This is a genomic window from Serratia sp. SA088 (genome assembly GCF_049065515.1).
GTDB lineage: Bacteria > Pseudomonadota > Gammaproteobacteria > Enterobacterales > Enterobacteriaceae > Serratia > Serratia nematodiphila.
The window spans coordinates 506368-530750 of sequence record NZ_JBAKGW010000001.1 but is presented as its reverse complement, the minus strand read 5'-3'; the positions used below and the strand labels follow the sequence as shown (position 1 = coordinate 530750).

Sequence of the window (24383 nt, the reverse complement as noted above, 5' to 3'; positions counted from 1 at the left end):
AGCCGCCCTGTCAAATTTGTTCACATCAAGCGTATGCTACTCGGTTACGATGGTTTGCACCTGCGCCGGGCCAGGGTTGTACCAGCCATAGCCTGCGCCCCAACCGGGTCCCCACGGACCTCCGCGCCAGCCCCAGGGCCCCATCGGCGCTGGCGGCATCACCACCTGTTGCACCAGATGCCAGCGTTTGAAACCGGTCACGTTCATCGTCACGAAGCGATACGGCGTCATGCCGATCCGCCCCTCTTTCAGGCCGGTAATGGGGCCGACAACGGTCACCAGTTGGCCTTTGAAATCAACCGGCTCGAGGAAACCGTTTACCGTGGCCAGCAAGCGGCCGCGCGAGGGTTCACCCAATATCGGCCGCGCACCGCTGTCGAGCGGCACCGCCGCAATCTCCAGCACCGTGCGCCCTTGTTCGTTGGCGACGTTCACCACGGTGCCGCCGAAGCGGGCTTCCGCACCGGTAAACAGGTTGGGTGCATTTTGTACCGAGGAAAGCTGAGTCACCGGCGTAGGGCTGGAGCCTTTGATCGCATCCGGTACGGTGACGCACCCGGATAAAACCAGCGCGCCGCAGGCGACGGCCAGCAGCGACAGCTTTTTACTTGCAGTGCGGATTAACATGGTCGCAATCTCCTGAAATGGCTGTAACTTTGACCGCGTTTCATCGTTCAAGTTGCAGGCCTTCATCGCCCGGCATCAACATCAGCACAATACGCCGCGATCAGTCGCGGCCCGGCAGTTTTTTCCAGGTCACTTCATTGCGCAGGTAGGTCGGCTCGGCATTTTCCACCGCTACCGCCAGCCCTTCTTGCCAGGCCTGCAGCGCCAGCGGCAGCATGTCTTGCGCCTGCGGCAACAGCATCTGGCCGTCGCGCACGCTCAGCGTGGAACCCTTGACCAGATCGGGGTAGGTTTGCCACCCGGTGCCAACATGGGCCCATTCGCCCTGCAGGCGCTGCGCACGCTCCAGCGCCTGCGCCGGCGACAGCACGGCCTCGCTTTCGCTTTCCCACCAGCGGCCGTCCGCCTGGCGTTCGAACTGCCCCCAGTAAACTTCACCCATGCGCGCATCGATCGCCGCCAGCACACGCTCCGCGCCGCTGACGCGCCAGGCGCCCTGCGCCATGGTTTGCAGCGTGGAAACGCCGATCATCGGCAGATCGGCGCCCAGCGCCAGGCCTTGAGCGATGCCGATACCGATGCGCACCCCGGTAAAGCTGCCGGGGCCACGGCCGAAGGCCAGCGCATCGAGCTGGTTGAGCGCCAGACCGGATTCCGCCAGCACCTGCTGCACCATAGGTAAAATTCGTTGCGTATGCTCGCGTGGGCACAGCTCAAACAGGGCGTGGATTTCGCCTTGATTCCAGACGGCGACGGAACAGGCTTCCGTCGCGGTATCGATCGCTAAAATTCGCGTGGACATGCCAACCTCTGGCGGGAATAAAACTGGGTTTTTCATACAGGGCGCGCATTGTAGCACAGCCCCGTAAGCCCTTCATCTTTCACGTGGCCGACGTGTCGGCGGCCTGCAGGAAGGCGATTGCCTGCTTCAGATCGCGGGTGCGCGGCGTGGGCGGCAGGCTATTGAGGAACACCTCGCCGTAAGGGCGCATCACCAGACGGTTATCGCAAATCACCAGCACGCCGCGATCGTCGGTGTCGCGGATCAAACGGCCGACGCCCTGTTTCAGGGTGATGACCGCATCCGGCAACTGCACATCATTGAACGGATCGCCGCCGCGCAGGCGGCAATCTTCAATACGCGCCTTCAGCAACGGATCGTCCGGTGACGTGAACGGCAGTTTATCGATGATGACGCAGGACAGCGCATCGCCGCGCACGTCCACCCCTTCCCAGAAACTGCTGGTCGCCACCAGCAGCGCGTTACCGGCGGCGACAAACTGCGCCAACAGCTGGCCTTTGCTGGTTTCCCCCTGCAACAGCACCGGCAGCGTCATCGTGGCGCGAAACTCTTCCGCCAGCTCACGCATCATCTGGTGCGAGGTGCACAAGAAGAAGCAGCGGCCGTTGTTGGCTTCGATTAATGGCCGCAGCATGCGCGCCAGTTGGCGCGCCCCGCCGGGCTGATTCGGCGAAGGCAAAAAGCGCGGCACGCACAGCAACGCCTGTTTGGCATAGTCGAACGGGCTCGGCAGCAGCAGCGTTTTGGCCTTGGTCAGCCCCAAGCGTTCGGTGAAATGGCCCAACCGATCGTTGACCGACAGCGTGGCCGAGGTAAAGATCCAGCTGCCCGGCTTCTCGTCCAGCATTTCGCGGAACCGATCGGCCACCGTCAGCGGCGTCAGCGCCAACACGAAGTGGCGTGAATTGCATTCATACCAATAGCTGTAGCCCGGCTCCGTCACCGCCTTCAGCCGTTTAAGGCGCGCGCGATACAGCGTGGCGCGCTCAAAAGCGGCATCCAGCAGCGCCGAACGCCCCAGCGACAGTTTCATGACGTCGTAACACAGCTCCAACGCGTCATCGAGCAGCAATAAAGCGCGCTGCACGTTCGGCTCCCCGAGCACATCGCGCAGATTGCCGCGAAAACCCGGCTCTCCCAGATTAAGGCGAAAATCTTGCGTGCTCAGGCTGAGACGGTCGGCGCTTTTTTGCAGTTGAGCGGCATCGCGCACCTCGGTGCGGTAGGCGATGGTGATGTCCTTCGCCAGATCCAGCAACTGGCGGCTGGTAAGCTGCTGGCCGAAATACTGGCTGGCGATGTCGGGGATTTGGTGCGCCTCATCAAAAATCATCACCTCGGCTTCCGGGATCAGCTCGGCGAAACCGCCCTCTTTCACCACCATATCCGCCAGGAACAGGTGATGGTTCACCACCACCACATCCGCATCCATCGCGCGGCGGCGCGCTTTAACCACGAAGCAATCCTGATACAGCGGGCAGTCGCTGCCCAGGCAGTTGTCATTGGTGCTGGTCACCAATGGCCAGACGAAACTGTCTTCCGCCACTTCGCTGCAGGTGCTGATGTCGCCTTCTTTGGTCTGCGACGACCACTTGCGCAGCTGCACCAAATCGATCAGCGTCTGCCCCGCCAGTTCGCCGCCGGCCATCGACTGCTGCTCCAGCCGCTCCAGGCACAGGTAGTTGGAGCGCCCCTTCAGCAGCGCCAGCTTGCCTTTGTACTTCAGCGCCTTGGCGACGGTGGGCAGATCGCGCGCATACAGCTGATCCTGCAACGCTTTCGAACCGGTGGAGATGATCACTTTGCGATCGGCGCGCAGCGCCGGCGCCAGATAAGCGAAGGTTTTGCCGGTGCCGGTGCCGGCTTCCACCACCAGCTCCTGCTTGAAATTGATCGCCTCGGTGACGGCCTGCGCCATCTGCCGCTGCGGCTCACGCGGTTTGAATCCCTTGATAGCCTGCGCCAATGCGCCGTCTGTTGCAAAATCGTCTGTCACGCTGTCTCTCTGCCGGTGTCATTCAGCGGTGATTATGCCAAGCCTGCCGCCCGGCTACCACCCACTTTATCGCCGCGCTTTTTCATCACCGGCTGTGCTACCCTGAGCGGGACTATGATATGGAGATAAGCAAATGAATATCGAAAGAATTGATCCCGATCAGCGCTGGTCCGAAGCCGTGGTGCACAACGAGACCGTTTACTACACCAGCGTGCCGGAGAACCTGGATGATGACGCGACCGCGCAGACCGCCAACGCGCTTGCAGCCATCGACGTGCTGCTGGCGCGCGTAGGCTCGGATAAAAGCCGCATTTTGGACGCCACCATCTTCCTGGCCAATACCGCCGACTTCGCCGCGATGAACGCCGCCTGGGACGCCTGGGTCGTTGCCGGCAGCGCGCCGGTACGTTGCACCGTGCAGGCGCAGCTGATGAATCCGAAATATAAAGTGGAAATCAAAATCATCGCCGCGCTGTAAGCCTGAGCGCAGACGAAAAAAAACCGCAGACGGCAACGCCTGCGGTTTTTTATTGCCCGCTATCAGGACAGTTTAAGGATCACCATCCCCGCCAGCAACAGCGCCAGGCCGATCCAGCCTTTGGCGTTTAACCGCTGGCCGAACATGATCCAGCCCGCGGCGATAGTGGCGGCGATACCGAAACCGCCCCACAACGCATAAGCGATCGACAGATCGATGCCCTTCACCGCCTGCGCCAGGGCGCTGAACGCGCCGAGCACCGACAGCAGCGACAGCAATCCCAGCCAAATTTTACGGAAGCCGTCCGACATCTTCAGGAAGATGTTGGCGATGATTTCCAGCACGATGGCCAGCCCCAGAAACCCAATGTGGTACAACTCAAACTGTTGCATGGTTGTCACCTCGCGGGCTGACCTGTTTTCGCTCTTTGCGGGTACCGGATTTCACCAGCATGATGCCGGCGATCAGCGTAGCCAGGCCCAGTACTTTCAGCGCCGAGATTGGCTCGTCGAACCACAGCACGCTGAACAGGGTGATGAACAGAATGCCGATACCTTCCCACAGCGCATAGGCTACGCCCAACGCCACGCGTTTTACCGCCACCGACAGCAGCACATAAGACGCGGTGATCATCACGTACATCACGATATGCCCGATCATGCCGCCATTGACGCTGGCGTATTTCATCGACAAGGTACCGATGATTTCGGTCATGATGGCCAAACCTAAAAAGATCCAATAAATCATAATTTTTCTCCCAAACGGCGAATAACACGCGCCAAGGCATATTTATCCCGATTTATCTCGTCGAACGGCCGCAGTACGGCGCGCAAGACGCAGAGATCCCTGGGGATAAACTGACCCAAACGCAAAAAGAATGTTTGCCCGGCTGAACGGTAGAACGAAGGCCTAAGCCCGCTACCCGCACCGGTTAAGGGAGAAAGACGCTATAGCTCGCTGCACCAGTGATGCTCACTGGCAAGGATCGCAGACAGGAAGAGTTGGCACGTAGAGGTTCTGAGGGTAGTTCCGTTAATAGTCATCATAATAGTTCTCTATTATCAGCCGCACACCGTGCGATTTGCCCAATATCCTCATAAAAGTAAAATTTTCAACTGAGATATTTTTACCACAGCCAAAATAAGAAAGCAAACTGCCGTTTTCATCAAAAAGCAGAAAAAAACGGGTTAAAAATAAGAAAGTTAATCGCGATAAAAATTAAAAAAGGCTCAACGGAGCGTTGAGCCTTGCGATACCCGCGGGTGAGCAAATAAGCGCCAATCCCAGGCCTGGCGCGGGTTACAACGCGGCGCCGCTGACGGCGCTGCGCGCCAGTTCAGTGATGCGCGCATAGTCGCCTTTTTCGAGCGCGTCCGCCGGCACCAGCCAGGAACCGCCGATGCAGAGCACGCTTTTCAGCGCCAGATAATCGCGGTAATTGTTTGGCGTAATACCGCCGGTCGGGCAAAAACGCACCTGCGGGAACGGGCCGCCGATCGCCTGCAGCGCCTTCACGCCGCCGTTGGCTTCCGCCGGGAAGAATTTGAATTCCCGCAGACCGTGATCCATGCCCTGCATCAGTTCAGACACGGTGCTGATGCCCGGGATCAGCGGGATGGGTCCCGCCGTCGCCGCCTGCAGCAAGGCCTCGGTCAGCCCTGGGCTGATGGCGAACTGCGCCCCGGCTTCGGTCACCTGCCGCAGCTGCTGCGGGTTGATCACCGTACCGGCGCCGATGATCGCCTCCGGCACCTCTTCGGCGATAGCGCGGATAGACTCCAGCCCGCAGGCGGTGCGCAGCGTCACCTCCAATACCCGCACGCCGCCGGCAACCAGCGCTTTCGCCAGCGGCACCGCCTGCTCCAGCTTGTTGATCACGATAACAGGCACCACCGGCCCCGCCGTCAGGATCTGCTCGGCGCTGGTTTTCCAGTTTTTCATCGTTATTTCTCCATTACTCGCGGTTAACAATGGCACGCCCCTGCCACAGGGCTCCGCACAAATGCGCGGACGTCCGGCCGTACCGTAAGTGATGTGGCCCACGCGCAGATCGCAGGCAAAAAAAAGCCGGCAGACAAGCTGCCGGCATTACGCATTATTCGAACTCGTTCCAGGAGCGGCCGTCGCGGGTGATCATCGCCACCGAGGCCACCGGCCCCCAGGTGCCCGCCTGGTAAGGCTTAGGCGCCTCGTTGTCGGCTTTCCATGCGTCCATGATGGAGTCGACCCACTTCCAGGCTTCTTCCACTTCATCGCGGCGCACGAACAGCGCCTGAATGCCGCGCATGGTCTCCAGCAGCAGGCGCTCGTAGGCGTCCGCCACGTGCTCCTGGTTAAAGGTTTCCGAGAAGCTCAGGTCCAGCTTGGTGGTCTGCAGGCGGTGCTTGTGATCCAGCCCCGGCACCTTGTTCAGCACCTGAATTTCGATGCCTTCGTCCGGCTGCAGGCGGATGGTCAGCTTGTTCTGCGGCAACTGCTGGTAAGAATCGCTGAACAGGTTAAGCGGCGGGTTTTTGAAGTACACCACCACTTCCGAACATTTGGTCGGCAGACGTTTACCGGTACGCAGGTAGAACGGCACGCCGGCCCACTGCCAGTTGTCGATATCCACGCGGATAGAGACGAAGGTTTCGGTGCTGCTGCTCTTGTTCGCCCCTTCCTCTTCCAGATAACCCGGCACTTTCTTGCCCTGGACGAAGCCGGCGGTATACTGGCCGCGCACGGTGGTTTCCCGGACATTGGTCTGATCGATGCGGCGCAGCGAGCGCAGCACCTTCACCTTCTCGTCGCGGATGCGGTCGGTGGTCAGATCCGCCGGCGGCGACATGGCGATCATGGTCAGGATCTGCAGCAGGTGGTTCTGGATCATGTCGCGCATCTGGCCGGCCTGGTCGAAGTAACCCCAACGCCCTTCGATGCCCACCTCTTCCGCTACGGTGATCTGCACCGAATCGATGGTGCGGTTATCCCAGTTGGAGGCGAAAAGCGAGTTGGCGAAACGCAGCGCCAACAGGTTCAGCACTGTCTCTTTGCCGAGATAGTGGTCGATACGGTAAACCTGGGATTCGTTGAAGTACTCCGCCACCTGATCGTTGATCACGCGTGAGGACGCCAAATCGGTGCCCAGCGGTTTCTCCATCACCACGCGCGCCGGCTCATGGTTCAGCTTGGCTTCGCCCAGCCCTTTGCAGATGGCGCCAAAGGTGCTTGGCGGCATGGCAAAGTAGTTGATGGTGGTGCGGTGCTTCTGATCCAGCATTTTACCCAATTTGGTAAAGTTCTTGCTGTCGTTGACGTCCAGGTTGCAGAAGTCCAGGCGCGCGCTTAGCGTGGCCCAGAGTTCGTCATCCAGTTTTTCCTTCATGAAGGTGCCAAGCGCTTCCTTGACCACTTCGGTATAGGCTTGTTTATCCCACTCCGCGCGGCCGACGCCGATGATCCGCGTATCCGGGTGGATGTGTCCGGCTTTCTCTAACTGGTACAGGGAAGGCAGCAGCTTACGGCGCGCCAAATCACCTTTCGCGCCGAAAATAACCAGGTCACACGCCTGGGCTGTAGAGGTTACCGCCATGTTCATCTCCTCGTTGCAGGATATTTGTAATTTTCTTACATTACTAATGTACTCTGTTTGACTACGGCCAGCAAACCCGGTGCAAAAGCAGAAAAAAAGCCCCAAAGATTCCAGTGGTAAGCGCCACTGCGCGGCAGAGCCGTTGCAGGTGGGCAAAACTGTAACTTTTCGTCTTTTTTGACGCTCTGTTACCATTATGAAAGTTAGACACAGGTCATATTCTGGTGAAAAAAGCCTGCATACACCCTGTCGAGACTGCCAACGGTTACCAGCACGTAGTATATTTTCACTAAACCGGCATTGATTTCTCCTTTGTTTGAAATCGACATACCCTATCGATTCCAGGTTACAGCCGCTCGTTTGGCGTCTGCTCGCACGGCGAACACGGGCGAAATTCGACGCTGTTGCTTGAAAGCCACAGGGATAAAACCATGAGTGACTCTCGTTATATGAATACGCTGGACAAAATCCAGAGCCATCTGGAACGCCTGAGCAAATCTGAAAGGAAAGTCGCCGAGGTGATCCTGGCCTCCCCGCAGACCGCCATTCACTCCAGCATCGCCACGCTGGCGCGCATGGCCGACGTCAGCGAACCTACCGTCAACCGTTTTTGCCGCCGCCTTGATACCAAAGGCTTTCCCGACTTCAAACTGCATCTCGCCCAAAGCCTGGCTAACGGCACGCCCTACGTAAACCGTAACGTTGAGGAAGATGACAGCGTCGATTCCTATACCAGCAAGATCTTCGAATCGGTAATGGCCAGCCTCGATACAGTAAAGGCAAATTTGGATATTGCCGCAATCAATCGTGCGGTTGACCTGCTCACCCAGGCAAAAAAGATCTCTTTCTTCGGGCTGGGTGCCTCCGCGGCGGTGGCGCACGATGCGATGAACAAATTTTTCCGCTTCAACATTCCGGTGGTCTACTTTGATGACATCGTCATGCAGCGCATGAGCTGCATGAACTCCAGCGAAGGCGACGTGGTGGTGCTGATCTCACACACCGGCCGCACCAAGAATCTGGTGGAGATGGCCCACCTGGCGCGGGAGAACGACGCCACGGTACTGGCTATCACCTCGCGCGACACCCCGCTCGCCCAGGCGGCGACCCTGGCCCTGCTGCTCGACGTGCCCGAAGACACCGACGTTTACATGCCGATGGTGTCGCGGATCGCGCAATTAACGCTCATTGACGTGCTCGCCACCGGATTTACCTTGCGCCGAGGGGCTAAATTCAGAGATAACTTGAAGCGGGTCAAAGAAGCGCTCAAAGAATCGCGCTTTGATAAAGGCGTGGTCATTCCCAACAGTTTTGATTCGTGACCCGACGAAGAAAAAATCGCCGTTCAACAGACATTTGAATGACGGCATCAGAGGCGGTACCCTGTTAACATGCTCATACGGGTAACCCGGGTGAAATATCAGTGTTGTAAAATTACATTTCACGCCTGGTTTCGTTATCCGACGTTATCGCAACACCAATATTTGCTTCACCAGTCAACGGAGTAATACATGTCCAGACGGCTCAGAAGAACCAAAATCGTTACCACCCTGGGTCCGGCTACAGACCGCGACAATAATCTGGAAAAGATCATTGCCGCCGGCGCCAACGTAGTTCGGCTTAACTTCTCCCACGGCAGCCCGGAAGATCACCAGGCTCGCGCTGACAAAGTACGCGAAATTGCTGCCAAGCTGGGGCGTCACGTCGCTATCCTCGGCGATCTGCAAGGGCCGAAAATTCGCGTATCCACCTTCAAGGAAGGCAAAATCTTCCTCAACGTGGGCGATAAATTCCTGCTGGACGCCAACCTGTCAAAAGGCGAAGGCGATAAAGAAAAAGTTGGTATCGACTATAAAGGCCTGCCAGCCGATGTGGTGCCGGGCGACGTCCTGCTGCTCGATGACGGCCGCGTTCAGCTGAAAGTGCTCGAAGTTCAGGGCATGAAAGTGTTTACCGAAGTGACCGTCGGCGGCCCGCTATCCAACAACAAGGGCATCAACAAACTCGGCGGTGGCCTGTCGGCCGAAGCCCTGACCGAAAAAGACAAGGCGGACATCGTGACCGCCGCCAAGATTGGCGTCGACTACCTGGCGGTCTCCTTCCCGCGTACCGGTGAAGATCTGAACTATGCCCGCCGCCTGGCGCGCGATGCCGGCTGCAACGCCAAGATCGTGTCCAAGGTTGAGCGCGCCGAAGCGGTTTGCACCGACGAAGCGATGGACGACATTATTCTGGCCTCCGACGTGGTGATGGTGGCCCGTGGCGACCTGGGCGTCGAAATCGGCGATCCGGAACTGGTCGGCATTCAGAAGAAACTGATCCGCCGCGCCCGCACCCTGAACCGCGCGGTGATCACCGCGACCCAGATGATGGAGTCGATGATCACCAACCCGATGCCGACCCGCGCCGAAGTCATGGACGTAGCCAACGCCGTGCTGGACGGCACCGACGCCGTCATGCTGTCGGCGGAAACCGCCGCTGGCCAATACCCGGCGGAAACCGTGGCGGCGATGGCGCGCGTTTGTCTGGGTGCCGAGAAGATCCCGAGCATCAACGTTTCCAAACACCGCCTGGACGTACAGTTCGACAACATCGAAGAGGCGATCGCTATGTCTTCGATGTACGCCGCCAACCACCTGAAAGGCGTCACCGCGCTGATCGCCATGACCGAATCCGGCCGCACTGCGCTGATGATGTCGCGCATCAGCTCCGGCCTGCCGATCTTCGCCATGTCGCGGCATGAGCACACGCTGAACCTGACCGCGCTGTATCGCGGCGTGACGCCGGTGTATTTCGACAGCCACAAAGACGGCGTGATCGCCGCCAATGAAGCCGTCAATCGCCTGCGTGACAAAGGCTTCCTGGTCTCCGGCGATCTGGTGATCGTCACCCAGGGCGACGTGATGGAAACCGTCGGCACCACCAATACCAGCCGTATTCTGCGCGTCGAGTAATCCACGCCGCAGACGACATGCCGGCCGGCTCACGTTGGCCGGCATTTTTTTTGCCCTGACACCGCCATAAACGACGGAGAACGCCATGCTCCACCAACGCAATCCAGCCTCGACCGGTGATGCGCTCGATCTCGATGGGCGCGGTCTGACGCAGCTCGACGAATCGCAGCTAACCGGCCATGCGCTGCGCAAAATCAGCCTGTACGACAATCAGCTGACGGCCTTCCCCGCCTCCATCTTGCAACACCGCAACCTGCAGGTACTGAACATCTCCTGCAATCAGATCGGCCACCTGCCGCCGGAGATTGGCCAGTTGCAACAGCTTGAGATGTTCGACTTCGGCCACAATCGCGCCAGCGAACTCCCCGAGGAACTGGGGCAACTGCATCGGTTGAAATACCTCTACCTGAGCGACAACGGCTTTAGCGATCTGCCGCGCTCGCTGGCGCAGCTACAGCAGCTGGTTTACCTCAACGCGACCGATAACCAACTGACCGCCTTGCCGCAGGCAATACCGAGTCTGGCGGCGTTGCAGGAGCTGCGTTTATACAACAACCGCATCGGCAGCCTGCCCGCCGAAATCGGGCAACTGCGCGCGCTGCGCGAACTGCATATCATGAAAAATGCCCTGACCGCGCTGCCGGCGGTAATGGCACAGCTCGGTGAGCTGGAGATACTCGACGCGGCCAGCAACGCCATCGCCGAACTGCCGGCAGCCTTCTGCCGGCTACCGCGGTTGAGCGAGTTGAACCTGCGTTTCAACCAGCTGACGCGCCTGCCGGAAAATATCGGTGAGCTGACGGCGCTGAGAAGCCTGGATCTGCGCGCCAACCGCCTGAGCGATCTGCCGGAAAGCCTCGGCGAACTGAGCCGGCTGCGCAAGCTTGATCTGCGCTGGAACGATTTCACCCACACGCCGAAAGTCGTCGACATCCTGCGGGCGCGCGGCTGTAGGGTACACATCTGAATAGACGCCGGTCGGGTTGTGACCCTGCCGGCGTTAGCGGTAGAAAGGATTAACGATACAGATCGTCGCGCGAGTAGGGTTCAATCTCCCCTTCTTTGCGCGTCTTCAACAATTTGAGGATCCAGGTGTACTGCTCCGGGTTCGGGCCCACCAGGTTTTCCACTTCTTCATTCATACGGCGGGCAATCCGTGGGTCATCGGCTTCGGCCAGATCGTCCATCGGCTCGCGAATATAGATATCCAGCATGCTGGTTTTGCCGTCGTACACCGGGAACAACGGCACGATCGCCGCACGGCATACCTTCATCAGCCGCCCGACCGCCGGCAAGGTCGCCTTATAGGTGGCGAAGAAGTCGACAAACTCGCTGTGCTCAGCGCCGTGATCCTGATCGGGCAGATAATAACCCCAATACCCCTGGCGAACTGAACTGATAAACGGTTTGATGCCGTCATTGCGCGCGTGCATGCGGCCGCCGAATTTACGACGCACGGCGTTCCACAGGTAGTCGATCAGCTGATTGCGCTGGTTGTGGAACATCGCCGCCATCGGTTGGCCGCGCGCGGCCATCAACATCGCCGGCACATCCACCGCCCAGCCGTGAGGCACCAGGAAAATCACGTTGCGCCCTTCCGCCCGGATCTTGTCCAACACCTCTTCACCGTGCCAACGCACGCGCTTGAGCACTTTCTCGGGCTTGGTGCAGGCCAGCTCCGCCATCAGCACCATCGACTGCGGCGCGCAGGCGAACATCTGGTCGATAATGTGCTCACGGTCGCTTTCCGGCAATTCCGGCAAGCAATACAGCAGGTTGATGCGGGCACGACGGCGCGCGCCCTTCGCCAGCTTGCCGGCCAGTTTGCCGACCGCACCCAGCACCGGATCGCGCAGGCGCGCAGGCACCAGCGAAATGCCGGCCATTAGACCGGTTCCCAACCACACGCCCCAGTAGCGCGGATATAAAAAGGCTTTTTGAAACTGCGGAATGAACTCTACGTTCGATTTCTTCTCGTTTTGCATGCACATGCTCTTGGCTTAGCGATTCGGCTAATCATAATTGCCAGCACCGATTTTGCAATTAACAACCGCGAACCGCCCAGATAAAACAGCATCGGCCCGCAATCAGGCCGATGAAATTAACGGCGCCGAAGCGCCGGAAAAAGGGGGTGTTAATCCAACTGCAGCTGAGGAACCACTTCCTTCACCTGCGCCAGATAATCGCTGCGGTCTTTGCCGCCCAGCCCTTCGGAACGCGGCAGCTTGGCCGTCAGCGGGTTCACCGCCTGTTGGCCGGTCCACAGTTCAAAGTGCAGATGCGGCCCGGTGGAGCGGCCGGTGTTGCCGGAGAGCGCAATGCGATCGCCGCGTTTCACCTTCTGGCCTGGTTTCACCAGCAGTTTTTTCAGGTGCATATAGCGCGTGGTGTACTGACGACCGTGGCGGATCGCCACATAGTTGCCCGCTGCGCCGCTGCGTTTGGCGATCACCACCTCACCGTCACCGACCGCCAGCACCGGCGTGCCGACCGGCATGGCGAAATCGACGCCCTTGTGCGGCGCCACGCGGCCGGTCACCGGGTTCACGCGGCGCGGGTTGAAGTTGGAGGAGATGCGGAACTGTTTCATGGTCGGGAAACGCATGAAGCCGCGCGCCAGGCCAGAGCCCTGGCGATCGTAGAATTTGCCGTCTTCGGCGCGGATCGCATAGTAATCCTTGCCGCCGGTGCGCAAACGCACGCCCAACAGCTGGCTTTGCGATTTCTTACCGTCGAAATGCTCACGCGACATCAGCACGGAGAACTGATCGCCTTTTCGCAGCTTGCGGAAATCGAGCTGCCACTGCAACGCCTTGATCACCGAGTTGATCTCGTTACGGCTCAGCCCGGCGTCGCCGGCGCTGCTGACGAAGCTGCCGTTGACCCGGCCGCTGATCACGTTGTTGCGCCATTCGCCCTGCTGCGCCTCTTTTGACTCCTTGAAGCTGTTGCCGACGCGATCATAGGTGCGAGTTTCGCGGCGGGAAATCTCCCAGGTCAACTGCTGCAAATCGCCTGCGTCGTTCACGGTCCACGACAGCTGTTGGCCGATCTTCAGGTTACGCAGATCGCGGTTTTGCGAAGCCAGCAAGGTGACATCCGACATATCGATGCCGTACTGCGTCAGAATGCTGCCAAGGGTGTCGCCGGTGGAAACCACATATTCATGCACGCCATCATCGCCGGCATCCTTCTGGTCCAGCTCATCCTGCGGGATTTCGTCATCGGGGGTGGGTTGGTCGACATCTATCGGTTCACTGGCTTCAGGGAGCAATGACCGCATCTGGCTGGATTCTAACTCGACGCTCTTGGCGATGGGGTTGTGTTCTGGGTGGTAAACAAAAGGCCGCCAAACAGCGACGGCCAATGTGACGACTGTCAGCGACCCCAGCATGACGCGGTGGGGCCGTGGCAGGTTGTTATACGCCAGAGCGATAGTTCGGACTATCTGCTGCACTCGATATTATCCTCATAAGCTTACTTCAGGCAGCTCACGTACTGGTTTGACAGCTGAGTCAGGAATTTCCCGTAGCTGTCCTTCCCCAGCGCGATGCCGATGCCCAGCGGGTCCAGCGTTCCGGAACGCACTTTGGTACCCTTGGCGACGGCATTGATTACGGCCGGCCTGAATTGTGGCTCAGCAAAAACGCATACCGCTTTCTGCTCAACCAACTGTGTTCGAATTTGGTGTAGGCGCTGTGCTCCAGGCTGAATTTCGGGATTGACGGTGAAATGGCCCAGCGGACTCAAACCGTAGTGTTTTTCAAAGTAGCCGTAAGCATCATGAAAAACAAAATAACCCTTACCTTGCACAGGCGTAAGCATGTTACCAACATTTTTGTCAGTTTGCGTCAGCAGATTCTCGAACTGGCGCAGGTTTGCGTCTAATTTGTCCTTATTTTGCGGCATAAGTTCCAACAATCTGTCGTGAATCGCGATCGCGGTCACTTTTGCTATCTCCGGCGACAGCCAAACGTGCATATTGTACTCGCCGTGATGATGCCCATGATCGTCATCGGCATGGTTATGCGCTTCGCCTGCATGTTCATGATCGTCGTCCTCTTCGCCTTTCATCAGCAACGGCTTCACCGCCGGCAGTTCGCTGATAGCCAGCTTTCGCGTCGCCGAGATCGGCACCAGCGCCTTGTTCAAGAACGCTTCCATGTCCGGCCCGACCCACAACACCAGGTCAGCGGAACGCAAGCGCTGGATATCGGAAGGACGCAACGCAAAATCGTGCGGCGAAGCGCCGTCCGGCAGCAACACCTCGGTCGGCGTCACGCCGTCGGCGATGGCCGAAGCGATAAAGCCTAAGGGGCGAATCGAGGTCACCACCGCAGCGGAAGCGCTGCTCAGCGGGCCGGCCATCAACAGTGCGCTGGCCAGCAGCGTGCGCTGCAGCCATTTATTTTTCTTTGCCATCATCAGTAATCCCATCGTTTTCATCAACAAGGCGTGATATTATAACATCCGCTTCGTTCTGCAACCTGTAATCTCGAGATGTCTACACTGATAACGCTAAAAAATATCTCCGTCGCCTTCGGCAGCCGCAAGGTGCTGTCGAACATTTCCCTCAGCCTGCAGCCCGGCCGTATTCTCACGCTGCTTGGCCCGAACGGCGCGGGTAAATCCACACTGGTACGCGTGGTGCTGGGATTGGTCAAACCAACCGCCGGCACGCTGGAGCGGGAGCCCGACCTGCGCATCGGCTACGTGCCGCAAAAACTCCACCTCGACGCCACCCTGCCGCTGACCGTCAGCCGCTTTATGCGTCTTAAACCCGGCGTAAAGAAAGCCGACATTCTGCCGGCGCTCAAGCGCGTGCACGCCGCCCACCTGCTCGACCAGCCGATGCAAAAGCTCTCCGGCGGTGAGAACCAACGCGTACTGCTGGCGCGAGCGCTGCTGAATAAACCGCAGCTGCTGGTGCTGGACGAACCCACGCAAGGGGTGGACGTCAACGGCCAACTGGCGCTGTACGACCTGATCGATCAGCTGCGCAAGGAACTGGGCTGCGCCGTACTGATGGTCTCGCACGATCTGCATCTGGTGATGGCGAAAACCGACGAGGTGTTGTGCCTCAATCAGCATATCTGCTGCTCCGGCGCGCCGGAGGTGGTCTCGATGCATCCCGAATTCATCGCCATGTTCGGCAACCGCGGCGCAGAGCAGCTGGCGGTGTATCGCCACCATCACAACCACCGCCACGACCTGCAGGGAAGAATTGTCTTGAAGAAAACCGGGAGCCGCGAAGCATGATCGAATTGTTACTTCCCGGCTGGCTGGCTGGGGTGTTGCTGGCTAGCGCCGCCGGGCCGCTGGGCTCCTTTGTGGTTTGGCGCCGCATGTCCTACTTCGGCGACACCCTGGCGCACGCCTCGCTGCTCGGCGTCGCCTTTGGCCTGTTGCTGGACATCAATCCTTTCTATGCGGTGATCGCCATTACGCTGCTGCTGGCCCTGGCCCTGGTGTGGCTGGAACGCCGCCCGCAGCTTTCGGTGGATACCCTGCTCGGCATTCTGGCCCACAGCGCCCTGTCGCTGGGTCTGGTGGTGGTGGCGTTGATGTCCAACGTGCGGGTCGATCTGATGGCCTATCTGTTCGGCGATCTGCTGTCGGTCACGCTGAGCGACATTGTGATGATCGCCGGCGGCGTCGCCGTGGTGCTGTTGGTGCTGTGGTGGCAATGGCGCGATCTGCTGTCGATGACCATCAGCCCGGAGCTGGCGCACGTCGACGGCGTCAATCTGGCGCGGGCTCGCACCGTGCTGATGCTGGTCACCGCGTTGACCATCGGCCTGGCGATGAAATTCGTCGGCGCGCTGATCATCACCTCGCTGCTGATCATTCCAGCGGCGACCGCTCGCCGTTTCGCGCGCACGCCGGAGCAGATGGCGGGTGTCGCGGTACTGCTCGGCATGGTGGCGGTTACCGGCGGCCTGGCCTTCTCGGCATTTTACGATACGCCGGCCGGCCCTTCGGTGGTGCTCTGCGCTGCCGTGCTGTTCACGCTGAGCCTGTTCAAAAAACAACAGGCTTGATTAAAGCCCGGATATGACAAGGGCCGCATCTGCGGCCCTTTTTTATTGGCGGATTAAAAATTTACTCTTCGCGTTCGAGACCAAAGTGCCGGTAGGCGTGCTGCGTCGCCAGACGGCCGCGCGGCGTGCGCTGGATAAAGCCCTGCTGGATCAGAAACGGTTCAATCACGTCTTCAATGGTTTCGCGCTCTTCACCGATCGCCGCCGCCAGATTATCCAACCCGACCGGGCCACCGGTAAACTTGTCGATAATCGCCAGCAGCAGTTTGCGATCCATATAGTCGAAGCCTTCGGCATCGACGTTGAGCATATCAAGCGCCTGCGCCGCCACCGAACCGCTGATCACGCCGTTGGCGCGCACTTCAGCGAAATCGCGCACCCGGCGCAACAGGCGGTTGGCGATACGCGGCGTGCCGCGCGCGCGGCGGGCCACTTCATGGGCACCCTCGTCGGACAGCTCCAGCCCCAGGCACCCGGCGCTGCGCGAGACGATGTGCTGCAGATCCGCCACCTGATAAAACTCCAGCCGCTGGACAATGCCGAAGCGATCGCGCAGCGGCGAGGTCAGCGAACCGGCGCGGGTGGTGGCGCCCACCAAGGTAAACGGCGGCAGATCGAGCTTAATCGAACGCGCCGCCGGCCCTTCGCCGATCATGATATCCAGCTGGTAGTCTTCCATCGCCGGATACAATACTTCTTCCACCACCGGTGACAAACGGTGAATTTCGTCGATGAACAACACGTCGTGCGGCTCGAGGTTGGTCAGCATCGCCGCCAAATCGCCCGCCTTCTCCAGCACCGGGCCGGAAGTAGTGCGCAAATTTACGCCCATTTCGTTGGCCACGATGTTGGCCAGGGTGGTTTTCCCCAGCCCCGGCGGGCCGAAGATCAATAAATGGTCGAGCGCGTCGCCGCGCTGCTTGGCCGCCTGAATGAAGATCTCCATCTGCTCGCGCACGTGCGGCTGGCCGACGTATTCAGTCAGCAGCTTGGGACGAATGGCGCGATCGAGGATCTCCTCTTCGTTGATCGGTTCGGCGGAAATCAGGCGATCGGCTTCAATCATTATCTACCCCTTTTCGGCCTTACAGGGCGGCGCGCAGCGCGTCGCGGATCAGGGTTTCGCAGTCGGCGCCCGGCTTGGCAATCTTGCTGACCATGCGGCTGGCTTCCTGCGGCTTATAGCCCAGCGCCACCAGCGCCGAGACAGCTTCGGCTTCTGCGTCCGCTTCCGGCGTTTTGTCGGCGGCGGCCGGCAGGCTGATCTCGCTGCTGTTGTTGAACAGATCGCCGTTCAGCCCTTTGAAGCGGTCTTTCATCTCGACCACCAGGCGCTCGGCGGTTTTTTTGCCCACGCCCGGCAGCTTGACCAGTGCGGTGATCTCTTCGCGCTCCACCGCGCTGACGAACTGCTGCGCGGACATGCCCGACAGGATGGCGAGCGCCAGTTTCGGCCCGACGCCGTTGACCTTAATCAGCTCGCGGAACAGCGCGCGCTCCTGCTTGTCGTTGAAACCGTACAGCAGCTGCGCGTCTTCACGCACCACGAAGTGGGTAAACACGATGGCCTCTTGCCCCAGTTCCGGCAGCTCGTAAAAGCAGGTCATCGGCATGTGCACTTCATAACCCACGCCGTTCGCCTCCAGTAACACCAGCGGCGGCTGCTTTTCCAGAATATTTCCTCTGAGACGACCTATCATTTACCCTCCTGCAGAATTACCGGGCATGGCGCCCTGCCATGCCGTTGCTGGTAAAGCTTATAACATAAAAAAGGCTGGATGAATATCCAGCCTGAGCAATCATCGTTTCGCGTCAGCGCAAACGCCCGCGCGCCAGGTTCAGCCGCCCTTCGCTCATTCGCAGCACGTTCTGGCTGAGGTGGCAGTGGGTGATGGCGATGGCCAGGGCATCCGCGGCATCCGCCTGCGGGTTGGCCGAGAGTTTGAGCAGCGAGCGCACCATGTGCTGTACCTGCGCCTTTTCGGCCGCGCCGGTGCCGACCACGGTTTGTTTGACCTGCCGCGCCGCGTACTCGAACACTTCCAGGTTCTGATTCACCGCCGCCACGATCGCGACGCCGCGCGCCTGGCCGAGCTTGAGCGCCGAATCCGGGTTCTTGGCCATAAACACCTGTTCGATGGCGAAGAAATCGGGCTGAAACTGGGTGATGATCTCGCTGACGCCGGCGTAAATCAGCTTCAGCCGCGTCGGCATGTCGTCCACCACCGTGCGGATGCAGCCGCTGGCGATATAGCTCAACTGGCGCCCCTGCTGGCGGATAAGGCCATAGCCGGTGACGCGCGAGCCGGGATCGATACCGAGTATGATCGCCATATCTACATCCACCTTGCATGCACGGCGCCGCCGAACGGCGGCGCCCGTTTTACCGGATTACAGCGTCGCCGCCACTTCGTCGGAGATTTCACCGTTATGGTAAACTTCCTGCACGTCGTCGCAGTCTTCCAGCATATCGATCAGGCGCAACAGCTTAGGCGCGGTTTCCGCGTCCATGTCGGCCTTGGTCGATGGGATCATCGACACTTCCGCCGCTTCGGCTTCGAAGCCCGCCGCGGTCAGCGCGTCTTTCACCGCGCCCAGGCTTTCCCAAGCGGTGAACACGTCGATGGCGCCATCGTCATAGGTCACGATGTCTTCCGCACCGGCTTCCAACGCCGCTTCCATTACGCTGTCTTCATCCAGGCCCGGTGCGTAGGTGATCACGCCCTTCTTGGTGAACAGATAAGCCACGGAACCGTCGGTGCCGAGGTTGCCGCCGCATTTGGTAAAGGCGTGGCGCACTTCCGCCACGGTGCGGTTGCGGTTGTCGCTCAGGCATTCGATCATGACGGCGGTGCCGCCAGGGCCGTAGCCTTCATAGATGATGGTTTCCATATTAGTATCATCATCGCCGCCCACGCCGCGCGCGATTGCACGGTTCATGGTGTCGCGCGTCATGTTGTTCGACAGCGCCTTGTCCATCGCCGCGCGCAGACGCGGGTTGGAATCCGGATCGCCGCCACCCAGCTTGGCGGCGGTGACCAGCTCACGAATAATCTTGGTGAAAATTTTACCGCGCTTGGCGTCCTGCGCCGCTTTACGGTGCTTTGTGTTGGCCCACTTACTATGACCTGCCATAAAAAATCTCCGAAAAAAACTACTGGACTGAATTGATCACGAACTCTTCAATCGCCTGCTGATTGCTCCACGACTTGGTCAACTTCACGGCCTCGGCCGCCTCAAGCCATTGGTAAGCGTGATGCTCGGTAATCACCGGATCGCGCTCCTCGGGCAACGCCAGACAGAACCAGTGCTCTTTATTGCGCGTGGTTCCCGGCGCATAGCGATGTCGCAAATGGACAAAGAGTTCAAACTCCACGCAGCGCTGGCAATCGAACAACGGCAGGTGCTCTGCTTCGATATCGATGCCCACTTCTTCCATGACCTCACGCCGCGCGGCATGCGGCGGCGACTCATCCTGTTCCAGGCTGCCGGTGACCGACTGCCAGAACTCGGTATCGTCGCGCCGCTGTAACATCAGCACCCGACCACTGGATTTCGCGTAAATCACTACCAGGATAGATTCAGGGCGCTTATAACTCATCACTCGCTCTCTTGTTCCGCACCGGCTTTCTTTACCACGCTGATCGCCAGCTCCTGCAGCGACGCCGGGTTGGCGAAGCTCGGTGCGTCGGTCATCAGGCAGGCCGCCGCGGTGGTTTTCGGGAAGGCGATGACGTCGCGGATGTTGTCGGTGCCGGTTAGCAGCATCACCAGACGGTCCAGGCCGAAGGCCAGACCGGCGTGCGGCGGCGTGCCATACTTCAGCGCGTCCAGCAGGAAGCCGAACTTCTCGCGCTGTTCGTGTTCGTCGATGCCCAGAATGCTGAACACCGTCTGCTGCATTTCGCTGCGGTGAATACGCACCGAACCGCCGCCCACTTCGTAACCGTTGATCACCATGTCATAGGCGTTGGCGATGGCGTTGACCGGCGCGGCGGCCAGCTCTTCCGGGCTCATATCGCGCGGCGAGGTGAACGGGTGGTGCATCGCCGCCAGACCGCCCTCTTCGTCTTCTTCGAACATCGGGAAGTCAACCACCCACAGCGGCGCCCAGCTGTCGAGTTGGGTCAGGCCCAGATCGCGACCCAGCTTCAGGCGCAGCGCGCCCATCGCATCGGTGACAATCTTGACACTGTCTGCGCCGAAGAACAGGATGTCGCCGGTCTGCGCGTCGGTGCGCGCCAGGACGGCTTCCAGCACTTCCGCGCTGAGGAATTTGGCGATCGGGCTCTGCACGCCTTCCATGCCGGCGGCGCGGTCGTTGACCTTCAGCCAGGCCAGGCCTTTGGCGCCGTAGATGTTGACGAAAGCGCCGTACTCGTCGATCTGCTTGCGGGTCAGCTGTGCGCCGCCCGGTACGCGGATCGCCGCCACGCGGCCTTTGGCGTCGTTGGCCGGGCCGGAGAACACTTTGAACTCGACGTCCTTGACCAGGTCGGCCACGTCCACCAGCTCCAGCGGGTTACGCAGGTCCGGCTTGTCGGAACCAAAGCGACGCATCGCTTCGGCGAAGGTCATGACCGGGAAATCGCCCAGATCCACGCCCTTCACGTCCAGCCACAGTTCGCGCGCCAGTTTCTCCATCACTTCACGCACCTGCTCGGCGGTCATGAAAGAGGTTTCGACGTCGATCTGGGTGAATTCAGGCTGACGGTCCGCACGCAGGTCTTCGTCGCGGAAGCATTTGACGATCTGGTAGTAACGATCGAAGCCGGACATCATCAACAGCTGTTTAAACAGCTGCGGAGACTGCGGCAGCGCGTAGAATTTGCCCTTGTGCACGCGGCTCGGCACCAGGTAATCGCGGGCGCCTTCCGGCGTCGCTTTGGTCAGCATCGGCGTTTCGATGTCGAGGAAACCGTGGCTGTCCATAAAGCGACGTACGAAGCTGGTGATTTTGGCGCGGGTCTTCAGACGCTCGGCCATTTCCGGGCGACGCAGATCGAGGTAACGGTATTTCAGGCGCGCTTCTTCGCTGTTGACCTGGTTGGAGTCCAGCGGCAGCGGCTCGGAGCGGTTGATGATCTCGAGCGCGTGGGCAAACACTTCCACTTCGCCGGTGGCCATATCTTTATTGATCTGGCTGTCCGGACGCGCACGCACGGTGCCGACGATCTGGATGCAGAATTCATTGCGCAGGTCATAGGCCTTGTCGAACGCGACTTTCTGGTCCGGATCGAAGAACACCTGCACGATGCCTTCACGGTCGCGCATATCAATAAAGATCAGGCCGCCCAGATCGCGACGACGATTGACCCAACCACACAGAGTGACTTCCTGGCCCACGTGGGACAGATTCAACTGCCCGCAATATTCAGTACGCATACGCTATCCTTTTACACAGCCGATGCCGCGCTGGGCTACTGCGCCCCTGTCGCGCGGCTGTTATCTGATAAATTCTACTTGTTGCCCGGTTTAAAATCCGTCGCATACCAGCCGGTGCCCTTAAGCTGGAAACCGGAAGATGAAATCAACTTGGTCAACGCGGGCTGCCCACACGCCGGGCAGTCAGCCAGCGGCGCATCGGAAAATTTTTGCAGTTTCTCTAACCGATGGTTGCAAGCACCACATGCATATTCATAAATCGGCATAGGTCGTTGGATTAAAGAGTGTTGAAAAAAGGGAGTCATTATAAAGGAAATTCATCCGCCCGATAAGTGCGAACACAGCATTGTTACTGCACTAAATGGCGCGTTTTTGTTCGAATCAACACATCGGTTAACAAATTTCCCATTAACCTGCGACAGTTTTTTCACGTAGCCTGATTCTCCCCCGGTTTTGCGCCGAACAGTTTTTATCCACTTCGCAACGAGATGAAATCCATGCTGAAACTTGACGCCCAAACCACCGCTCTGGTGCTGATCGATTTGCAAAACGGCATTCTGCCCTACGCCGGCGGCCCGCACAGCGCCGGCCAGGTGGTGGCGAACGCCGCCCTGCTGGCCGCGCGTTTTCGCATGCTGGGCGCGCCGGTGCTGTTGGTGCGCGTCGGTTGGTCAGACTCCTTCGCCGAAGCGCTGAAACAGCCGGTGGATAAACCGGCTCCCGCGCCCACCGGCGGTTTGCCGGCCAGCTGGTGGGAATTCCCCGCGCCGCTGGCGGTCTGCGACAACGATATTCTGATCACCAAGCGCCAATGGGGCGCCTTCTACGGCACCGATCTGGACTTGCAGCTGCGCCGCCGCGGCATCAAATCCGTAGTCTTGGGCGGCATATCCACCAATATCGGCGTGGAATCCACCGCCCGCGCCGCCTGGGAGCACGGCTATGAGCTGGTGATCGCCGAAGACGTCTGCAGCGCGCAGAACGCGGAAATGCACCGTTTCGCGTTCGAACACATCTTCCCGCGTTTGGCGCGGGTGCGCGACACCGGCGAAATTCTTGCCGCGCTCGAGCGGTAACGTTAAGTTGTAGCCTGATAAGCCAAGCACAAGTAAAGGAAGACGACGCCGTGATCTACATCGGACTGCCGCAGTGGCAACATTCAGCCTGGAATCGTATCGGGCTGCGTGATTTGGCGGATTACAGCCGCTACTTCAACTGCGTGGAAGGCAACACCACCTTCTACGCGCTGCCGAAACTGGAAATCGTGCAGCGCTGGCGCGACATGACCGGCGACGATTTTCGCTTCTGCTTCAAATTCCCGTCGGACATCAGCCACAAGGCCGCCCTGCGCAACTGCGCCGCCGAGCTACAGGCGTTTTACCACTGCCTGAGCCCGGTACATCAGCGCATCGGCCAATTGTGGCTGCAGCTGCCCGCCGCCTTCGGCCCCGATGAGCTGCCGCGCATGTGGCAGTTCTTCGAAAGCCTGCCGCAGGAGTTCACCTACGGCGTAGAAGTGCGTCATCCGGCGTTTTTCGCCAAGGGCGAGGAAGAGCGCGCGTTGAATCAGGGGTTACACCAGCGCGGCATCAATCGGGTGATCCTCGACAGCCGCCCGGTGCATCACGCCGCCCCCAATACCGCCGCCGTGCGCGATGCCCAGCAGAAAAAACCGAAGCTGCCGGTACACGCTCTGGTCACCGCCGACCAACCGTTGGTGCGCTTTATCGGCGGTGACCAACTGGCCGATAACCTGCGCTGGTTCGAAGCCTGGCAACAAAAACTGCCGCTGTGGCAGCAACAGCATCAGCCCTATCTGTTTATTCATACGCCGGACAACGGCGATTCGCCCCAGCAGGCGCAAAAAATTTGGCAGCAGTTGCGCCTGGCGATCCCTGATTTGCCTGCGCCGCCAGACTGGCCAGAACAAGATGCTCTGTTTTGACCTATTAATCTGACCAATAACATCAAATATTTCCCCGCGACAGTGAATACAATGACGGCTATGATGCTGGCTGCCAGTTTTGGTTAGGGAACGGAGTTAAAAATGGTAAGCGCGCTTTATGTGGTGCTCGGCGCATTGTTGTTGATCAAACTCTCTTATGACGTAGTCAGGTTAAGGATGCAGTACCGCGTAGCCTACGGCGACGGCGGTTTCTACGAATTGCAGACTGCCATCCGCGTGCATGGCAACGCCGTTGAATACATTCCTATCGCTGCCGTATTGCTGGTGATCATGGAAATGAACGGCGCGGAAATCTGGATGATTCACCTCTGCGGCCTGATGCTGATGGCCGGACGGCTGGTGCATTACTACGGTTTACGCAACCGCGAGGTGCGCTGGCGCCGTTCAGGTATGGCCGCGACCTATATCTCTTTGTTGTTGATGGTTCTGGCAAATATCTTCTATCTGCCTTGGGATCTGATTTTCAGCCTGCACTGATCCCGTTTTATCATCAGGCGGCCGCGCCGCCTGCTTCCGCTCCGCTTTTTTGCGCTTTTCTGTTAGACTACGCAGCTTCGAATTCT

At 59.3% G+C, this 24383-nt stretch carries 26 protein-coding genes; 9 read left to right on the top strand and 17 right to left on the bottom strand.

Features of this window, described 5'->3' with window-relative positions; translation table 11 throughout:
• Positions 1-36 precede the first annotated feature (36 nt).
• The 3 genes from ACOWVD_RS02620 to ACOWVD_RS02610 all read right to left on the bottom strand — a co-directional run bounded on the left by ACOWVD_RS02620 (position 37) and on the right by ACOWVD_RS02610 (position 3425).
• Positions 37-627, bottom strand: a complete 591-nt coding sequence (locus tag ACOWVD_RS02620; RefSeq protein WP_049240321.1) for a Slp family lipoprotein — start codon at positions 625-627, stop codon at positions 37-39.
• Between the two features lie 100 nt (positions 628-727).
• Positions 728-1429 carry a tRNA (adenosine(37)-N6)-threonylcarbamoyltransferase complex dimerization subunit type 1 TsaB gene (gene tsaB, locus ACOWVD_RS02615; protein WP_164094874.1) on the bottom strand — a complete coding sequence of 234 codons (702 nt, stop codon included), beginning with the start codon at positions 1427-1429 and terminating at the stop codon, positions 728-730.
• Positions 1430-1508: 79 nt separating this feature from the next.
• A complete protein-coding gene (locus ACOWVD_RS02610; protein ID WP_049240318.1) occupies positions 1509-3425 on the bottom strand; it encodes an ATP-dependent DNA helicase in 1917 nt (638 codons plus the stop codon).
• Positions 3426-3558: 133 nt separating this feature from the next.
• Here ACOWVD_RS02610 and ACOWVD_RS02605 point away from each other — a divergent pair, with 133 nt between their 5' ends.
• The gene (locus ACOWVD_RS02605; RefSeq protein ID WP_015378124.1) at positions 3559-3903 is read left to right on the top strand and encodes a RidA family protein; all 345 of its coding nucleotides are present in this window, start codon (positions 3559-3561) and stop codon (positions 3901-3903) included.
• A 62-nt stretch (positions 3904-3965) separates the two neighbouring features.
• Here the strand turns inward: ACOWVD_RS02605 and mdtI are convergent, their stop codons facing one another.
• From mdtI to zwf, 4 genes are all read right to left on the bottom strand, one after another.
• Entirely contained in the window at positions 3966-4295 is a 330-nt protein-coding gene (gene mdtI, locus ACOWVD_RS02600; RefSeq protein WP_004932324.1) for a multidrug/spermidine efflux SMR transporter subunit MdtI, read from the bottom strand.
• Entirely contained in the window at positions 4282-4650 is a 369-nt protein-coding gene (gene mdtJ, locus ACOWVD_RS02595) for a multidrug/spermidine efflux SMR transporter subunit MdtJ (protein WP_004932327.1), read from the bottom strand. The genes mdtI and mdtJ overlap by 14 nt, the downstream gene beginning before the upstream one ends.
• 552 nt (positions 4651-5202) lie before the next feature.
• Positions 5203-5844: a bifunctional 4-hydroxy-2-oxoglutarate aldolase/2-dehydro-3-deoxy-phosphogluconate aldolase gene (locus ACOWVD_RS02590; RefSeq protein WP_004932329.1), complete on the bottom strand. Its 642-nt coding sequence runs from the start codon at positions 5842-5844 to the stop codon at positions 5203-5205.
• A 154-nt stretch (positions 5845-5998) separates the two neighbouring features.
• Positions 5999-7474, bottom strand: coding sequence for a glucose-6-phosphate dehydrogenase (zwf, locus tag ACOWVD_RS02585; protein WP_004932333.1), 1476 nt, complete (start codon positions 7472-7474; stop codon positions 5999-6001).
• A gap of 449 nt (positions 7475-7923) precedes the next feature.
• Here zwf and ACOWVD_RS02580 point away from each other — a divergent pair, with 449 nt between their 5' ends.
• The 3 genes from ACOWVD_RS02580 (at position 7924) to ACOWVD_RS02570 (ending at position 11395) form a co-directional block, all read left to right on the top strand.
• Positions 7924-8796, top strand: a complete 873-nt coding sequence (locus ACOWVD_RS02580; protein WP_021503871.1) for a MurR/RpiR family transcriptional regulator — start codon at positions 7924-7926, stop codon at positions 8794-8796.
• Positions 8797-8985: 189 nt separating this feature from the next.
• Positions 8986-10428: a pyruvate kinase gene (gene pyk, locus ACOWVD_RS02575; protein WP_004932339.1), complete on the top strand. Its 1443-nt coding sequence runs from the start codon at positions 8986-8988 to the stop codon at positions 10426-10428.
• Positions 10429-10513: 85 nt separating this feature from the next.
• Complete coding sequence (locus tag ACOWVD_RS02570; protein WP_049240316.1) at positions 10514-11395, top strand: leucine-rich repeat domain-containing protein; 882 nt, start codon at positions 10514-10516, stop codon at positions 11393-11395.
• 49 nt (positions 11396-11444) lie between these two features.
• On the opposite strand, the gene lpxM is transcribed toward ACOWVD_RS02570, so the two are convergent.
• The 3 genes from lpxM to znuA all read right to left on the bottom strand — a co-directional run bounded on the left by lpxM (position 11445) and on the right by znuA (position 14850).
• Positions 11445-12413 (bottom strand): lauroyl-Kdo(2)-lipid IV(A) myristoyltransferase, encoded by a 969-nt coding sequence (lpxM, locus tag ACOWVD_RS02565; protein ID WP_004932345.1) that lies wholly within the window; start codon positions 12411-12413, stop codon positions 11445-11447.
• A 149-nt stretch (positions 12414-12562) separates the two neighbouring features.
• The gene (mepM, locus tag ACOWVD_RS02560) at positions 12563-13885 is read right to left on the bottom strand and encodes a murein DD-endopeptidase MepM (RefSeq protein WP_049240312.1); all 1323 of its coding nucleotides are present in this window, start codon (positions 13883-13885) and stop codon (positions 12563-12565) included.
• Between the two features lie 20 nt (positions 13886-13905).
• Positions 13906-14850, bottom strand: coding sequence for a zinc ABC transporter substrate-binding protein ZnuA (gene znuA, locus ACOWVD_RS02555; protein WP_049240344.1), 945 nt, complete (start codon positions 14848-14850; stop codon positions 13906-13908).
• A 78-nt stretch (positions 14851-14928) separates the two neighbouring features.
• Here znuA and znuC point away from each other — a divergent pair, with 78 nt between their 5' ends.
• Together znuC and znuB are read left to right on the top strand one after the other, a co-directional pair.
• Complete coding sequence (gene znuC / locus ACOWVD_RS02550) at positions 14929-15687, top strand: zinc ABC transporter ATP-binding protein ZnuC (RefSeq protein ID WP_004932357.1); 759 nt, start codon at positions 14929-14931, stop codon at positions 15685-15687.
• Positions 15684-16469: a zinc ABC transporter permease subunit ZnuB gene (znuB, locus tag ACOWVD_RS02545; protein ID WP_015378131.1), complete on the top strand. Its 786-nt coding sequence runs from the start codon at positions 15684-15686 to the stop codon at positions 16467-16469. Before znuC ends, znuB begins: the two co-directional genes overlap by 4 nt.
• Before the next feature lie 61 nt (positions 16470-16530).
• Here the strand turns inward: znuB and ruvB are convergent, their stop codons facing one another.
• The 7 genes from ruvB to ACOWVD_RS02510 form a co-directional block, all read right to left on the bottom strand.
• A complete protein-coding gene (ruvB, locus tag ACOWVD_RS02540; RefSeq protein ID WP_004932364.1) occupies positions 16531-17535 on the bottom strand; it encodes a Holliday junction branch migration DNA helicase RuvB in 1005 nt (334 codons plus the stop codon).
• Between the two features lie 19 nt (positions 17536-17554).
• Positions 17555-18169 (bottom strand): Holliday junction branch migration protein RuvA, encoded by a 615-nt coding sequence (gene ruvA, locus ACOWVD_RS02535; protein ID WP_004932365.1) that lies wholly within the window; start codon positions 18167-18169, stop codon positions 17555-17557.
• 112 nt (positions 18170-18281) lie between these two features.
• Entirely contained in the window at positions 18282-18803 is a 522-nt protein-coding gene (gene ruvC / locus ACOWVD_RS02530; protein WP_004932367.1) for a crossover junction endodeoxyribonuclease RuvC, read from the bottom strand.
• Between the two features lie 57 nt (positions 18804-18860).
• Entirely contained in the window at positions 18861-19604 is a 744-nt protein-coding gene (locus ACOWVD_RS02525; RefSeq protein WP_004932370.1) for a YebC/PmpR family DNA-binding transcriptional regulator, read from the bottom strand.
• 19 nt (positions 19605-19623) lie between these two features.
• Positions 19624-20070 carry a dihydroneopterin triphosphate diphosphatase gene (gene nudB / locus ACOWVD_RS02520; protein ID WP_004932373.1) on the bottom strand — a complete coding sequence of 149 codons (447 nt, stop codon included), beginning with the start codon at positions 20068-20070 and terminating at the stop codon, positions 19624-19626.
• Positions 20070-21854, bottom strand: a complete 1785-nt coding sequence (gene aspS, locus ACOWVD_RS02515) for an aspartate--tRNA ligase (RefSeq protein ID WP_049240311.1) — start codon at positions 21852-21854, stop codon at positions 20070-20072. Before aspS ends, nudB begins: the two co-directional genes overlap by 1 nt.
• 74 nt (positions 21855-21928) lie before the next feature.
• Positions 21929-22120: an FmdB family zinc ribbon protein gene (locus ACOWVD_RS02510; protein WP_033632845.1), complete on the bottom strand. Its 192-nt coding sequence runs from the start codon at positions 22118-22120 to the stop codon at positions 21929-21931.
• A gap of 231 nt (positions 22121-22351) precedes the next feature.
• On the opposite strand from ACOWVD_RS02510, the gene ACOWVD_RS02505 reads away from it, so the two are divergent.
• From ACOWVD_RS02505 to ACOWVD_RS02495, 3 genes are all read left to right on the top strand, one after another.
• On the top strand, positions 22352-22930 hold the full coding sequence (locus ACOWVD_RS02505) for a hydrolase (protein ID WP_049240309.1): 579 nt from the start codon (positions 22352-22354) through the stop codon (positions 22928-22930).
• 53 nt (positions 22931-22983) lie between these two features.
• Positions 22984-23799 (top strand): DUF72 domain-containing protein, encoded by an 816-nt coding sequence (locus tag ACOWVD_RS02500; RefSeq protein ID WP_031299685.1) that lies wholly within the window; start codon positions 22984-22986, stop codon positions 23797-23799.
• Between the two features lie 102 nt (positions 23800-23901).
• The gene (locus ACOWVD_RS02495; RefSeq protein WP_004932387.1) at positions 23902-24297 is read left to right on the top strand and encodes an MAPEG family protein; all 396 of its coding nucleotides are present in this window, start codon (positions 23902-23904) and stop codon (positions 24295-24297) included.
• The last annotated feature ends 86 nt before the right edge of the window (positions 24298-24383 follow it).